The following is a 15,577-nucleotide window of genomic DNA, read 5'->3' on the forward strand; positions in this document are numbered from 1 at the left end:
TCTCCTTTATTTGTAGATATGTAGTATTTTAACATAGGGAATGAATCACGGCTACTTGATTGGACTTGTAAGCAATTGATATGATATCGGTGGTGTTTAACATTAGTAATAAGTTATATCTGGTTCTTTATAAATTTGGCATATTGACGAAGCCTGTATTAAAAAGGATCTTTCCTTCATCATTAATCCAACGAACTAAGAAAAGGTTATTAAAGTCAGCATTTCCTATTGATAATAACAAAAAAGGTTTTTCGAATAATGAGGTTCTTTATATAGAAGGTGTTAATTTACTAGGATATGCTAGGGCTGAGATGGGAATTGGCGAGTCCTGCAGAATAGCTGCTAAAAGTATGGATGCAGTAGACCTTTCGTTTGGGATACTTAACTTCACAGGTACAAATAGTGCCAGAATGTCCGATTTGACTTGGGCAAAGAAGGAAATATCTGAACCTATTTATAATGTGAATATATTTCATATTAATGCAGAACAAATGATTGAAGTATACGCACATTACGGGAATACGATTTTTCAAAATAGATATAACATTGGATACTGGCATTGGGAGTTACCAGACTTTCCTGATGAATGGCAAGAGAGCTTTAGTCTAGTGGATGAAATATGGGCACCCTCAACATTTGTAGTAGATTCTATTGCAATGAAAAGTCCAGTTCCTGTTGTGAAAATACCACATAGTATTGAAGTGAACATTAATGAAATTCGAGATCGGGCTTACTTCAATTTACCAGAAAGGACATTCTTGTTCCTCTCTATGTATGACTTGAAAAGTTATCAGCAAAGGAAGAATCCACAAGCATCTATCAAGTCCTTCCAATTAGCTTTCCAACCAGATGATGTATCTGTTGGATTGGTAATAAAAGTGAATAGTGCAACACGTCCTTCACAGGAATTAGATGAACTTTATTCACTAATAGGAAATTATAAGAATGTATATCTAATTGAAAAAACGTTATCAAGAAATGATACTAATGCTTTAATTTTCGTAACAGACAGTTACATATCTCTTCATCGAAGTGAAGGCTTTGGTCTTGGACTGGCAGAAGCTATGTATCTAGGTAAACCGGTCATTGGGACCAATTGGTCATCAAACACTGATTTTATGGATCACAGCAATTCATGTTTAGTAGATTACAATTTAATTAAGCTTAATCATAATCACGGTCCATATAAAGCATACCAACACTGGGCGGATCCAGATGTTGAGCATGCAAGTAGATATATGCGAAAACTTTGTGAGGATAGAAACTTTTATAAAGAGATTTCGTTAAAAGGTGAGCAAGACATTAAAAGAAATTACTCTCCACAAGTTATAGGTGAAATGATCGAGAAAAGGCTACAGTATATTAATTTGTGGAAATTTGGAGGATGAAATGACAATTACTTGTGTAATCATGGCAGGGGGTAAAGGCGAAAGATTCTGGCCTAAAAGCCGAACTAATCTCCCTAAACAGTTTTTGAATATCTCGGGTAACAAATCGATGATTCAACAATCTATAGCACGACTAGAGAAGTTGGTTGATATTAGCCAGATATTTATTGTGACCAATGAATTGTATGCTGAATTAATTAAAGCGCAAATACCACATTTGCCGTTAGCAAATATTATTATTGAGCCAGTTGGAAGAAACACGGCACCATGTATTGGGTTGGCGTCGATTATTATTGAGGAACGCTTTCCGGACAGCACAATGATTGTAATTCCTTCTGATCATATTATTGAGAATGAAGAAGGATTTATACAAATTTTGGAAACCGCTGTAGAAGTGGCGCAGGATAATAGCAACTTAGTGACGCTAGGTATCCAACCAACTTATCCAGAGACCGGATATGGATATATTGAAAGTAGTGACCAATTTGAACTAATTAATCAATTATCTGTTCACAAAGTAAGTAAATTCGTTGAGAAGCCCAATCTTGAAACAGCTCAATCTTATCTGGAATCAGGAAATTTCTTCTGGAACAGTGGAATTTTTGTTTGGAAAGTTGAGACAATAAGAAGCTATATAAAGGATCTAATGCCGGAGATGCATGATATCTTGGAGACTATGAAGACAGTATTTGAATCTAAAGACCGTGATGCGATCATTCGGTCAGAGTTTATTAAAATGCCAGACCAATCTATCGACTACGGTATTATGGAGAAGGTCTCTAATATATATGTTATTCCTTGTGTGTTCGGGTGGGATGATGTTGGTAGTTGGACAGCCTTAGAACGGATTAATGAGCTCGATGAGAATGGCAATGTAATTAAAGGTAATATATTAAACCTTGATACGAAACGTTGTATTATTGAGAGTAATGGTAAGTTGATTGCCACCTTAGGAATTGAGGATTTAATTATTGTTGATACTGAGGATGTAACTTTGATCTGTACAAAGGATAAAGCGCAGGAAGTAAAACTACTTCTGAAAGAATTACGTATGCAGAAACTTGAAAAGTATTTATAAGTAAAAATCATACTATTTATAAGAATAAAGGAGAACTATACAAATGACTAAACGTGCACTAATCACAGGAATCACAGGACAAGATGGATCATATCTGGCGGAACTTTTGTTATCTAAAGGCTACAAGGTATTCGGCTTACGTCGAAGAACGAGTGTGCCAATCCTTGAAAATATCGAACACTTGATGAATGATATAGAATTTATTGATGGTGATTTGCTTGATATGGGTTCTCTAATAAATGCAGTGCGTATCTCTAATCCTGATGAAGTCTATAATTTGGCAGCTCAATCTTTCGTTGCAACTTCTTGGATTCAACCAGTTGCAACAGGACAAGCAACGGGTATTGGTGTCACTAATATGCTGGAGGCAGTACGTTTAACGAAACCCGATGCAAGATTTTATCAAGCTTCTAGCAGTGAAATGTTCGGGAAAGTAGTGGAAACACCGCAAAAGGAAACTACGCCATTCTATCCTCGTAGTCCTTATGGTGTCGCTAAAGTATACGGTCACTGGATTACAGTGAACTATAGAGAAAGCTATGATATGTATGCATGTTCAGGCATTTTATTCAATCATGAATCACCACGTCGTGGCATTGAATTCGTAACACGCAAAGTCACTGATGCGGTTGCCAGAATCAAACTGGGATTGCAGAATGAACTACGTCTCGGCAACTTAGATGCCAAGAGAGATTGGGGCTTTGCAGGCGATTATGTCAAGGCGATGTGGTTAATGCTACAACAAGATAAGGCTGATGATTTCGTTATATCTACTGGAGAGACTCACACTATTGAAGAATTAGTGGAAATAGCATTCAGTCATGTTGGTTTGAACTGGAGAGACTATGTAGTTGTTGACCAGAAGTTTGTTAGACCGGCTGAAGTGGAATTGCTACTTGGTGACTGTTCGAAGGCGAAAGAAGAATTAGGCTGGGAACTTGAGGTTGGTTTTGAGCAATTAGTGAAGATGATGGTTGATAGTGATCTAGCAAAATTGAAAAGTAAATAGAGGCGGTATGAATGAGAAATGTATTAATAACAGGAATTAATGGTTTCGCCGGAAGGCATCTGGGTGAACACTTGAAGAAAAACCATTATAAGGTTTATGGAACGACTAGAGAATCTAATAATTGTGCGGATCCATCTAAATATGTTGATGAAATGATTGTTTCAGATTTGGATAGTAAGGAAAATATTATTGAGCTAATTAAGCGTGCTAAACCTGAAGTTATCTTTCATTTAGCTGCGCAGAGTAACATAAAAGAATCATGGGATCATCCAAGTTCAACGATGTATGCTAACGTAGTTAAAAGCTTGTTCTTATTTGAAGCAGTTAAAGAAATCTCAAAAACGATCCGTGTGATTAATATTGGATCTTCTGAGGAATATGGTCACTATGAAGGAATGTCATTTCCGATACTTGAGGGAAGTCCACTGCACCCGTTAAATCCTTATGGAGCATCTAAGATGAATATATCCATATTAGCTAAACAATTTTCTGAAAGTTTTGATATGGATATTATTCATTTAAGACCGTTCAATCATATTGGAACTGGACAAATAAAAGGCTTTGTAGTTCCTGACTTCGCGCATCAAATTGTGAATATTGAATCGGGACTTCAAGAACCAATCATATCCGTTGGTAATCTTACGTCAAAGAGAGACTTTACGGATGTAAGGGATATGGTAATGGGTTATCTTTTAGCTGCAGAAAAGGGAGTTAAGGGTGAAGTTTATAATCTCTGCTCAGGAAAAGAAATATCTATACAACATTTATTGAATTTGATGATTTCCTTGTCCGATAAATCGGTGACAGTTAACCAAGACTTGAATAAAATGAGACCGGTTGATATTCCAACATATTTCGGATCTAACAAGAAATTCGTAGAACAGACTGGTTGGGAATGTTGTATAGACATTATTCAAACACTTGAAGATGTATTAAATGAAATAAGAAAAAGAGATTGGAAGAGGTTGACATGAGACTTCATACTGTTTATATGGTTTGGGATATGGTGAAGCGAGACTTTAGGAATAAATATGCTGGATCATTTTTTGGATTGCTTTGGACTCTTCTATTACCAATGGCGTCGATCGTTATCTATACTACGGTATTTTCTCAACTGATGGCTGCAAAGCTTCCCAATATGACGGGTAAGTTGGATTATAGCGTCTATTTAAGTTCAGGTATATTAGCATGGACTATATTTAATATTACGATTACTCGTTTTCAAAATATATTTATTGAGAACTCAAATATTGTGAAGAAAATTTATTTTCCTAAATTTGTACTTTTCTTGTCGTTATTGATTTCGTCTATTATTGAACTAATTGTAAATTATGCCTTGTTATTAGTTGTTTTGTTACTACTAGGATATAGTGTGCATATTAACTATCCATTAGTTTTACTAATTATAGTTCTTCAACAAATATTTTGTACTGGTATTGGATTGATTCTTTCAGTATTTAATGTTCATTTTAGAGATTTAAATCAAATTACGTCGATCGTTATTCAGCTATGGTTTTGGTTAACTCCAATTGTTTATGTCGTTGATATTCTTCCTGTAGGATTAAAGAACTTAATGTATCTTAATCCTATCTATTACTTTATGAAAGGATATCAAGTTCTGATTCTCGAGGGACGGTTGGAAAATATATTGATAATGATGTGTATTTCTATAGGTACCTATATAGTAGGGTGGATTGTTTATAAAGTAATGATTGATGATATATCTGATTTGATTTAGGTAGGGGGGCGAAATATGGAAAACTTAAATTTTAATGAGAAACAAATGAAGGAACGCCTAACTGAAAGGATTCTCCATAGAATAAATAATGGGCTTAAAGAAAGAGCGGAAATTTCAAAAGATAACAATCAAAGTATAGACTTGAAACCATTGATTGATTCTCACAATATAATGGATGTCGAATATTTCTCTCATAGAAGAATACTTGGAAAGCTAATCATATTTAGCAAAAGGGCTTTAAGGAAACTACTGTCTCCAATATTAATGAGACAGATTCATTTCAATCAGAGAGTTATTGATCACTTATATATTATTGATCATAAGATCACTTCTGATAATACATTAGAAGAGAATTATAAACAAATGACCATTGATATTGTTGATGAAATTGTTTGTGAAATGAAGGTCTTGATTGATGCTTCTATTAATAAAGAAGAATATCATAATGAAATTGAAGAGTTAAGACAAAGTACACTTAGTCTTAGCTCCGAGATATTAGAAATGAAAAATAATAACCCTAGCTTGCGTTCCAATATATTATGTGCGTTATTAAATGATCTGGCTAAACTTGAAAATGATAACGGAAAAAAATATCATTTATTATTAATGGCGTTAAATGAGAATCCAGATGATTTGGACTTAGAAGCGCGTGTTTTAAGTGCATTTGAAAGTATGAATAAAAGTAGGTTGAATACTAATGAATCAGTATGATGCGCAAATAAAGTTGATGGATGATCAGGTTGCTTTGTTAGCTACTCAAGGACAAATGAATTCTGTGGGTTTGTTCATAACAAATATAGGTAGTGAAGTTTGGTATGCTTATGATAGAGAGAATCCAATTCTAGTAGGGTATCATTATAACGATGATCAAGGAGTTCTCAGAGAAGGTCTGAGAACAAAGTTACCTTACAATTTGGCTCCAGGTGATAGTGTATTACTCAAATGTAGTTTTATTCTAGAGACAAAAGCTAAAGATGTTATTTTACATTGGGATTTAGTGCATGAGAATAAATCGTGGTTTGAAGCATATGGATCTACGATATTAACAGTCTCAGTAAACCTTAGTGATAAGTTTATTCAAGGAAATGTACTTCATGAAGATACTGCTATTATTTGTGAGAATATATCAAAAAGATTTAAAATGTATCCTAAAAATAGTTCCAAAATTAAAGAGTTTTTATCATTGGGTATAAAAAAGGGTCACCAAGACTTTTGGGCTCTTAAAAACTTGTCATTTGAAGTGAAAAAAGGTGAAACGTACGGTATCGTTGGATTTAATGGTTCTGGAAAAAGTACACTTCTTAGTATACTTGCTCAGACAAAACAACCAACGCAAGGTCAGTTCGAGGTCAATGGTAGAATTGCGGCATTGCTAGAGTTAGGTGCAGGATTCCATCCGGAATTAACAGGTCGACAAAATGTCATGTACAACAGTTATTTATATGGGATACCTAGTTATGAGATTGAAGACAAGATGGAGGACATTAAGGAATTTGCTAGTATTGGCGATTTTTTTGATAAACCAGTTAAAAGTTACTCAAGTGGGATGTATGTTAGACTGGCCTTTGCTTTAGCAATTCACGTTGATCCTGACGTACTGATTATAGATGAGGCGTTGGCTGTAGGGGACGAAGTGTTTCAACGGAAATGTTACTCGAAATTTGAGGAGTTTAAGGCCTTAGGGAAAACTATTATATTAGTGACACATGATTTGAATGCGGTTAGAGCATTGTGTGATCGCGTTGCAATTATTTATGATGGGAATTTAATATTTGAGGGTAATTCTAACGATGTAGTTAATTATTATCAAAAGATGTCTCTAACAGCAAATCTGCAGATGTCCGATCAACTCACAACAGAAGTAAATGAAATTAGATATGGTAATGGAAAAGCAAGAATAGTTGAATATAAATTAACTGATGAATTAAAAAATGAATCTACTGTATTTAAGACAGGAGAAAAAATTAACATTCATTTAAAGGCTGAAGTTTCGGACACTATTAATGTGCCAGTTGTAGGGGTTATTATTAAAACCATTAATGGAATTGAGGTTTTTGGAACTAATACAAAGATACTGGGCTGTGAATCTACTACAGTAGTAAAAGGAAATATGATATGTAGCGAGATTTCACTTCCGATGTACTTAAATGAGGGGACTTATTTTCTTACATTGGGTATTACAGATCAATCAAACGGAGAAACTGTAACCGTAGATCGTATGATTGATGTAACATTTATAAGAGTTGTATCGGAAACTAAGAGTATTGGATTAGTGAATTTAAATTTGGGGGGAGAGGCTAAAATCGATGTTAAATAATATGATTTTAAATAAACCCAAAATCTATATTTTTTGTTTTGGATTTAAAAGAGAAAGAGATATTGAGGCAATAAAGAAGGAAGCTAGAACGTACTATCAGTTTTATAAAAGTATTAGCCAGAGTTTGGAGTTTAAATTTATCTCGCTCGAGAATGAGTTGCTAGATAATGAGGAAATATATGATGCTGATAATGATGTATATTATTGGAGTTACAATTTTAATGAGTTAATCCAACAACAATCTCCTACGATTGCTCATGTTTTTGTCGACAGTTTAGATGGATATTTCCTTTTCGAAAAAAATTATTCGAGTAAGTCTATTATTACTTTTAATACAGTGACCGGTATTGATGCATTTCGTGAGTTCGATGAAGGCTATTTAGAGCATTTAAGACATGCTATTGACGTTGGGAACCTATATTTATTTGTAGAATCAAAGGTTGTTAAGGATGAATTTCTAAAGATGGGATTACAAACTTACTTAATGTATCCTCGCATTAAAGCGCTAAGGAATAGACCCGAGATGATTGAGAATAAACCTTTTACTATTGGATTTGCTTCAGCACCCTTATCAAAAAAAGATTGGGAGGGTCGTGGAATTCAGCTCCTAGTATCCCTGGCTGCTCAATTGAAGCACTATAAATTTAAAATTGCATGGAGAAATGAAGGGTATGACGACTTTATTGCGTTATTAAATGAGAATAATTTAACCAATTTCGAAGTCTATAACGGATATTTAGATATGAACGATTTTTATAAAGGTGTTGATGTCATGCTTGCTCCATATACAACACAGAAGAATAATCATTCATGTCCACTATCTATATTAGAATCAATTCTTCTAGGAATACCTGTAGCCGTAACGAACGTTGTTGGTTTGCAAGATGTCGTAGAACAATATAACTTTGGAGTAGTTTCCAAATGTGAAGTTGGCGAATTGGCTGAGAAAGTCGGTATTTTAGAGAAAAACTATGATTTTTATAAAAAAAATGCAGAGGATTTAGGCTCGGAATTATTTGATATAAACAAACTAGATAATAATAATTATCTTAAAATATATGATGAAGTCATATATCAGGTAGCAGCTCCAACTCTGAATGAATGGCGAAGCCAATTGAATGCTAATAATAAGTATTTGGTCATGAATCAGGATGGAATGGCGGAGTACTACAATGATTCTTTTATAGCAAATAATTATGATGAATCAAGGTTCTCAGAATTCCCGATGCGTACGTATGATCTTCTTGAGAGAAATGCTCTAAATATACTTACTGAGAAGCATTCTCCAAAAGGTATAGGAATGAATAACATTCTTGATATTGCCTCAGGTGAGGGCAGAATAATGCGTAGTTTATTGGAGTATGGACAAATAACAGCGGTTGAAAATTCTGCATTCATGATCTCTGTGTCTGTTAGAAAACTAAGTGATATAAACAAGGTCACTTATGTGAAAAATGATTTCTTCAGCTTTATAACGGATGAAAAATACGATATTATCTCTGTTTTTAGATTTATTAGACACTTTAATTATTTAGACCGGATTATATTGTATCAGAAGATATACAAGCTATTGAACGATGATGGAATTATAATTGCAGACTTTCCGAACAAACAAGCCGAAACACAGTTGCGATCAGTTTATCAATGGGGATCATTCAATGTATATGATGTATTTTGGAATGAATTTGAGATTATTAATGAACTTAATGATAATGGATTTCAGATACTTGACTCAATATCCGTTGGTGAATATTTGAATAAAGGAATAATGAATAATGATGAACTTCCTTTATCCAGAATTGTCTGTTTCGGTAAAAGATAGGTGGTATTAACATGAAGAAGAAAATTGCTATTTGCCACGCTCAGGTTCCTTTTGTTAAAGGAGGTGCTGAGTTATTAGTTACTTCATTAAGTACGGAGTTGCTTCGTAGAGACTTTAATGTTGATATTGTTCAGCTGCCGTTCAAGTGGTATCCAAACGAACAACTGATTCAAAGTATGATGAACTGGAAGTTCATTGATCTTTCGGAAAGTAATGGAGAAAAGATCGATCTTGTTATAGGGACTAAATTTCCTTCTTACGGTGTAAATCACAATAACAAAGTTACTTGGTTGGTTCATCAATTCAGACAAATATATGACTTGCAGGGGACGAAATATAGTCAGTACGACTTTTCTCCAGAAAGCCTATCAATTAAAGAATTAGTTAGTCGATATGATAACAACAGTTTAAGTGATTCAAAGGAAATTTTTACTATAGCTCAAAATACCACTGACCGATTAGAAAGATTTAATCATATTAAGTCGGAGGTGTTATATCATCCTCCTAAACATGTTGGGCTTTACTTTAATAATAGTTTTGATAATTATATATTGTCAGTAGGTAGACTTGATAAATTAAAAAGAATAGACATATTGATAGAATCGTTAAAACAAACAGATTCTAGTATTAAATGTATTATAGCAGGACAAGGACCAGAACGAGAAAATCTTGAGCGATTGGTATCAAAGTTAGGATTAAATGATAGAGTGAAGTTCCTTGGATTTGTTGAAGATAAACAATTGCTTAAGTTATATGCCGATTGTTTAGCAGTTTACTTCGCACCGTATGATGAGGACTATGGATATGTTACTCTGGAGGCTTTCTTATCAGCAAAACCAATAATTACATTGAACGATTCAGGTGGAGTATTAGAATTTGTGAAGGATGAGATTAACGGTTTTGTGTTAACAAATACGAATGAGATCTCTTCCAAAATAGATTACTTATATCGGAACAAACAAGTGGCTAAAGAGTTTGGAGTAATGGGTTATGAATCTGTTAAACATATTACGTGGGATCACGTGATAGATCGATTAACGGAGACAATAAGATAGGAGAAATAAAATGAAAAAGATTGCATATTTTTCACCATTAAATCCGATTCGTTCAGGAATATCTGATTATAGTGAAGATTTGCTACCCGAGTTGGCTAAATCTTTTGAAATAGATGTATATGTCGGAAATGGATTTCAAATTCAGAATAGTGAAATTAAAGAGTGTTTTTCTATAAGGGAGTATGCTGAGTTTTCTAAAAGATACAATGAGAAGCATTATGACGCAATAATTTATCATATGGGAAACAACTATTCTGCTCACGATGAAATATATGAATTTATTCTAAAATATCCTGGCATTGTAGTTTTACATGACTACTCTCTACATCACTTTTTTGCTGCTAAGACGTTAGAATGTGGAGATCTAACAGCATATAGAGAAGAAATGTTGTATTGCCATGGATCAAATGGGATTAATGAAGTGAACCGCTTTGTGAATGGTGAGATTTCACCAATATGGGAAAGTAATTCCCTGAAATATCCTCTGAATTTAAGGATACTAGATCACTCAGCAGGTGTAATCGTACACTCTCAATTTGCAAAAATGCTATTGCAAGAGCAAGCCAGTTATGTCCCTATTGAGGTTGTTCCAATTCCAGCACCTCATATTAGCGAATTTAATGGCATTGAAGTTGAAAAGGGAAAAGCGAGAAACGAATTAAATATTGATGAAGATGATTTTGTGATCAGTACATTAGGCTATGCCAATCCCACGAAGAGAATAGACAAAGTTATCGAGGCTATGTCTATAATTAAGTCAAAGAACATGATAAGTAATATTAAGCTATATATAGTGGGTGAGATAGCACCATCTTATCCTATTGATGAACTTATACGTAAATACAAATTGACAGACCAGGTTATCTGTACGGGGTTTGTTACTTTAGAAGAATTCGATACATATATAGCAGCTTCTGATATGTGTATCAATCTAAGGTATCCCACTCAGGGGGAAAATTCCGCGAGTTTACTCAAAATTATGGGTCACGGCAAACCTGTTATAACGACCCACATAGGTTCATTTGCTGAATTTCCTGAGGATGTCGTGTATAAGGCTAGGTATGATAAGTATGAAGTTGATGATATTGTTAAACATATTTGTGAAATTTATAATTCTAACAGAGAAATACTAACAAGGAAAATATTAGATTATACAAATAGGAATAATACTTTATCAATTTGCCAGATGGGATATTTAAAATTTATAGATAATATTATTAGTGGTGAAGAAGTGAATTTAATGTTAGGACTAAGAGAATATACTAATAAGTATATGAATCTATTGTCATCAAATTTAAGCGCTAAAGACTTTGAACCTATTATGGTTAGTAACATTAGTCATATGTGTAATGCATTTAATAAATTTCAGTAAAAAATGGACTGGATTACAAAAGGTTTAAATGATTAGATTGATGAATGAGCAATACAAGTATTTTACTATGAGGGGTGATATTCGATATGTTATCAAAAAAAAAAGGGTACTTTGTAGTATTTTCATATTTTGTTATTCCATTTATATTTTATTTTAATTTCCTCGGATCAAGTGGATATTGGGCGCCTGGAGATGGTTACGTTTCTTATGCTCCGATAAGGTATCTACTCGCTGAGTCTATTTCCAATTGGAAATTACCTTTGTGGAATAGCTATATCAATTTAGGAACGCCATTTCATGCAGATACTCAAAATGCAATTTTTTATTTTCCTAACCTTTTATTTTATTTAATATTCCCTTTTAAATTCGCCTTTAATTATATGTTTTTATTTCATTTAACATTAGCAGGTCTGTTTACCTATTTGTATCTGAAAAAAATTAATTTAGATTGGAAAGCTGCTTACATTGGTGGAATTGTCTTCATGTTTTCTGGAGTTATTAATGCTAAGCTAGGTCATGTAACCGTGATGAATTCTATTGTATGGTTGCCGCTGATTTTGTACTTTTATGAGTGTTTGCTACAATCCAAAAAGAAAGTCTTTATTGTACTAATGAGTTTATCATACTCAATGCAGATATTTGCCGGATTTCCACAAATAGCACTATATACAGCAATTATTTTACTGATTTATTTTATTGTTTCAATTAAAAAATATAAGACTATCAAGAATTGGTTCATTGATAAACTTCATTTTTCTATTATCACAATTGGAGTTACTGCGATTCAACTTATTCCATTGCTAGTGCTAGCAATTTACTCTGGTCGTACGAAAATAGATTATGAATACTTCTCCAGCTATTCTTTGGAGTTCACTTCACTGACAACACTTTTTTTTCCTAATATATTTGGTGTTCATATTCCTAATAGTCCACTAAGCCTATATAATTATAATTATTTTGGACCGGGAAATTTAACTGAGTTTGCATTGTATATTGGAATTATCCCTTTGATATTTGCTGTATTAGTATGTATTAAGCAATATAAACAAGACTATTATGTGAAGACTTGGATCATTATTAGTATTATTGTACTAATACTTGCCTTGGGTTCATCAATTCCAGTTTTAAATAAAATAATGTTTCACGTTCCTCTTTATAACTCGTTTAGAGTTTCTGCAAGATTCCTTTTCGGGTTCAGTTTTGGAATAACTGTTTTATTTGCCAAACAAGTTGATATCCTTATAAGAAACAAAGGCCTCAATACACCAACGTATAGAATGACGGCAAAGTTAGTAGGAATTACGTTGTTGATATCTATTGCTTGTATTTCTATTATTCATAAGCTTCTAGGTGTTATTTCCAATAATTCGTTAGGACAAAATCTTATTATAAAAGGGCATACACTTGAACAGCTACTTTATATAACTTCATATAAAAATCCAGCTGTAATAATACCACTTGTTATAATGCTTATGTCATTGATAGTCTTTGTTTTACTCAAAAAGATTACTAGGCTCGAAAGTAAGTACATGTTGTTATTTTTAACTTTGTTTCTATTACTAGATCTACATTCGTTTTCATTTTATCATGAAAATATTTTTACAAAAGATAGCTCGATAAATTCCCTTGCTGAATCAGCTAAAGAAAAATCGGACAATAACGAACGTATTTGGCCAGTGATTAATGAGCGTGCGGATATGTCTGATATTGGAATAGGGCCAAATAGAAATATAATCAATGAACTAAATTTACTAAATGGTTTTACGACATTCTTACCACAAGAGTATATTGATATTACAAAATTCAATGAGCGAGGAATGAATAATAGTTATTCGGAATTATTGAGAAATAACGAATTAATTTCAAGCTTAAATACAAAGTTAATTATAGTACCCGATCAGTTGAATGCTGAGATAGACAATATTAACTCAACAAATTATTCTGAAAAGTCAACTGTATTTGAATCTAAGGAAATTAAATTACCCTCTTCATTAGGTGTAGGGATTCCTTCAATATTACAGGAAGAACTTACTCTGGAACCTAACACTATGTATCGATTATCTATTGATTTTAAAACTCCTCCTAAAGAGTTAGTATATGTAGATTTGTATGGAGAAAATTATGACAATGATAGTCAGCAAATGAATGTTAATATTAATGGTAAGATTAAATTTTCCAAAAATATATATTCTGGTTCTGATCTTCCAGAGAAAGTTTACTATCGTATATTTTCTTTCTCGAAAGATAGTATTGATATAGATAGTTGGAAACTCGAAAAATATAGTGTGAACAATGAGGTGAATTTAATTTATAAAAAGGAGACTTCAAACGCCGGATATTCGATATATGAAAATTTGAAAGTTCTCCCTAAAATTTACTCGTTGTCTGAAACCTTAGAAAGTGACAAGGATTACTCGAACATATTTGATCTTGACCTCCATAAAATTAGTATTGTGAATGATTTAAATGCTAATAAGTATTCTTTGGCTGAAATAAAGGATGTCAAATATAATGCGGGTTTTGCGTCAGCAAAGGTTTCTTCTGAAGGCCAAGCCTTTGTTGTTTTCTCTGAAAGTTTTTTTCCGGGTTGGAATGCTTATGTTGATGGAAAGAAAACAAAGGTATACAAAGTAAATGGTCTAACTCAAGGGATAATAGTTCCTGCAGGAGAGTATAATGTTGAATTTCGCTATCAGCCATTAAGCTTGTATATTGGATTATTATTATTCGCAGTTACAATTCTATATGTAATTATATTATTAAGAAAAAAAAGAAAGATTACATGATGATGTTGTCTTGTCGGTAAATTAACTTAGGTCTATTATATCTGCAACATTCTTGAAAAGCATTGTGTTGTAGATACAATAGGGAACTTATTTCCGAACATAATATTAATGAAATGGGTGAATGTAATGAAAGGAATAATATTAGCAGGAGGGAGCGGTTCAAGGCTCTACCCTCTGACCAAAGCAGTCTCTAAGCAACTATTACCTGTATATGATAAACCAATGATCTACTATCCTTTATCTGTTCTTATGTTGGCAGGTATTAAGGAAATCTTAATTATATCTACTCCAGATGATACACCGAGGTTCGAACAATTACTTGGAGATGGATCTGATCTTGGGATTTCAATTAAATATGCTGTTCAGCCAACTCCTGATGGGTTGGCTCAAGCATTTATAATTGGAGAAAAATTTATTGGGCAGGATCGTGTCGTACTAGTATTGGGAGATAATATTTTTTATGGTCAAGGTTTTTCGGAAATGTTGATGAAATCAGTAAAAAAAGAAAATGGTGCTACTATTTTCGGCTATAAAGTTAAGGATCCTGCTAGATTTGGTGTTGTAGAATTTGATGATAACTTTCATGCTTTATCGATTGAAGAAAAGCCGAATCACCCTAAATCTCAGTATGCTGTGACAGGATTATATTTTTACGATAATGAAGTTGTTCAAATTGCTAAATCAATCAAGCCTTCAGAACGTGGAGAACTTGAAATTACAGACATTAATAATGCCTATTTAAGAAAAGGGGAACTGTCAGTAGAAATACTCGGAAGGGGATTTGCCTGGCTAGATACAGGCACTCATGAATCATTGCTACAAGCATCTCATTTTATTGAGACTATTGAAAAAAGACAAGGATATAAAGTTGCCTGCTTAGAAGAGATTGCATATACAATGGGATATATATCTAAGGATCAAATAATTAAGTTAGGAAATAGTATGTTGAAAAATGAATATGGAAAATATCTAATTGATTTAGTAAACTAAAAGTAACTTTATATTATGTTGA

Annotated in this window: 12 protein-coding genes; all 12 read left to right on the forward strand. The window is 33.2% G+C overall.

The window, feature by feature from the left end; genetic code table 11:
- Positions 1-92 precede the first annotated feature (92 nt).
- The 12 genes from LPB68_RS14460 (at position 93) to rfbA (ending at position 15,555) form a co-directional block, all read left to right on the forward strand.
- Positions 93-1,388, forward strand: coding sequence for a glycosyltransferase (locus LPB68_RS14460; protein ID WP_232510204.1), 1,296 nt, complete (start codon positions 93-95; stop codon positions 1,386-1,388).
- Between the two features lies 1 nt (position 1,389).
- The gene (locus tag LPB68_RS14465) at positions 1,390-2,466 is read left to right on the forward strand and encodes a mannose-1-phosphate guanylyltransferase (protein WP_068657482.1); all 1,077 of its coding nucleotides are present in this window, start codon (positions 1,390-1,392) and stop codon (positions 2,464-2,466) included.
- A gap of 43 nt (positions 2,467-2,509) precedes the next feature.
- Positions 2,510-3,475 (forward strand): GDP-mannose 4,6-dehydratase, encoded by a 966-nt coding sequence (gene gmd, locus LPB68_RS14470; RefSeq protein ID WP_068657479.1) that lies wholly within the window; start codon positions 2,510-2,512, stop codon positions 3,473-3,475.
- Positions 3,476-3,486: 11 nt separating this feature from the next.
- Complete coding sequence (locus LPB68_RS14475; protein ID WP_068657477.1) at positions 3,487-4,449, forward strand: GDP-mannose 4,6-dehydratase; 963 nt, start codon at positions 3,487-3,489, stop codon at positions 4,447-4,449.
- Positions 4,446-5,213 carry an ABC transporter permease gene (locus tag LPB68_RS14480; RefSeq protein ID WP_068657475.1) on the forward strand — a complete coding sequence of 256 codons (768 nt, stop codon included), beginning with the start codon at positions 4,446-4,448 and terminating at the stop codon, positions 5,211-5,213. The genes LPB68_RS14475 and LPB68_RS14480 overlap by 4 nt, the downstream gene beginning before the upstream one ends.
- A 15-nt stretch (positions 5,214-5,228) precedes the next feature.
- Positions 5,229-5,924 (forward strand): hypothetical protein, encoded by a 696-nt coding sequence (locus tag LPB68_RS14485; RefSeq protein WP_068657473.1) that lies wholly within the window; start codon positions 5,229-5,231, stop codon positions 5,922-5,924.
- Complete coding sequence (locus LPB68_RS14490; RefSeq protein ID WP_082865687.1) at positions 5,911-7,530, forward strand: ABC transporter ATP-binding protein; 1,620 nt, start codon at positions 5,911-5,913, stop codon at positions 7,528-7,530. The genes LPB68_RS14485 and LPB68_RS14490 overlap by 14 nt, the downstream gene beginning before the upstream one ends.
- Positions 7,520-9,352, forward strand: a complete 1,833-nt coding sequence (locus LPB68_RS14495; RefSeq protein WP_068657471.1) for a methyltransferase domain-containing protein — start codon at positions 7,520-7,522, stop codon at positions 9,350-9,352. The genes LPB68_RS14490 and LPB68_RS14495 overlap by 11 nt, the downstream gene beginning before the upstream one ends.
- An 11-nt stretch (positions 9,353-9,363) precedes the next feature.
- Complete coding sequence (locus tag LPB68_RS14500) at positions 9,364-10,407, forward strand: glycosyltransferase family 4 protein (RefSeq protein WP_068657469.1); 1,044 nt, start codon at positions 9,364-9,366, stop codon at positions 10,405-10,407.
- 10 nt (positions 10,408-10,417) lie between these two features.
- Positions 10,418-11,779 (forward strand): glycosyltransferase family 4 protein, encoded by a 1,362-nt coding sequence (locus LPB68_RS14505; RefSeq protein WP_068657467.1) that lies wholly within the window; start codon positions 10,418-10,420, stop codon positions 11,777-11,779.
- Between the two features lie 86 nt (positions 11,780-11,865).
- Positions 11,866-14,565, forward strand: a complete 2,700-nt coding sequence (locus LPB68_RS14510) for a YfhO family protein (protein WP_068657465.1) — start codon at positions 11,866-11,868, stop codon at positions 14,563-14,565.
- Positions 14,566-14,691: 126 nt separating this feature from the next.
- The gene (gene rfbA, locus LPB68_RS14515) at positions 14,692-15,555 is read left to right on the forward strand and encodes a glucose-1-phosphate thymidylyltransferase RfbA (protein ID WP_068657463.1); all 864 of its coding nucleotides are present in this window, start codon (positions 14,692-14,694) and stop codon (positions 15,553-15,555) included.
- Positions 15,556-15,577: the final 22 nt, after the last annotated feature.

It is taken from the genome of Paenibacillus crassostreae, from assembly GCF_001857945.1.
GTDB lineage: Bacteria > Bacillota > Bacilli > Paenibacillales > Paenibacillaceae > Paenibacillus_AQ > Paenibacillus_AQ crassostreae.

What these genes read in the sequence shown, in the direction of transcription:
- rfbA (WP_068657463.1), top strand. Translation starts at nt 14,692, where the DNA reads ATGAAAGGAATAATATTAGCAGGAGGGAGCGGTTCAAGGCTCTACCCT.
- LPB68_RS14510 (WP_068657465.1), top strand. Translation starts at nt 11,866, where the DNA reads ATGTTATCAAAAAAAAAAGGGTACTTTGTAGTATTTTCATATTTTGTT.
- LPB68_RS14485 (WP_068657473.1), top strand. Translation starts at nt 5,229, where the DNA reads ATGGAAAACTTAAATTTTAATGAGAAACAAATGAAGGAACGCCTAACT.
- LPB68_RS14505 (WP_068657467.1), top strand. Translation starts at nt 10,418, where the DNA reads ATGAAAAAGATTGCATATTTTTCACCATTAAATCCGATTCGTTCAGGA.
- LPB68_RS14495 (WP_068657471.1), top strand. Translation starts at nt 7,520, where the DNA reads ATGTTAAATAATATGATTTTAAATAAACCCAAAATCTATATTTTTTGT.
- LPB68_RS14500 (WP_068657469.1), top strand. Translation starts at nt 9,364, where the DNA reads ATGAAGAAGAAAATTGCTATTTGCCACGCTCAGGTTCCTTTTGTTAAA.
- LPB68_RS14475 (WP_068657477.1), top strand. Translation starts at nt 3,487, where the DNA reads ATGAGAAATGTATTAATAACAGGAATTAATGGTTTCGCCGGAAGGCAT.
- LPB68_RS14480 (WP_068657475.1), top strand. Translation starts at nt 4,446, where the DNA reads ATGAGACTTCATACTGTTTATATGGTTTGGGATATGGTGAAGCGAGAC.
- gmd (WP_068657479.1), top strand. Translation starts at nt 2,510, where the DNA reads ATGACTAAACGTGCACTAATCACAGGAATCACAGGACAAGATGGATCA.
- LPB68_RS14490 (WP_082865687.1), top strand. Translation starts at nt 5,911, where the DNA reads ATGAATCAGTATGATGCGCAAATAAAGTTGATGGATGATCAGGTTGCT.
- LPB68_RS14465 (WP_068657482.1), top strand. Translation starts at nt 1,390, where the DNA reads ATGACAATTACTTGTGTAATCATGGCAGGGGGTAAAGGCGAAAGATTC.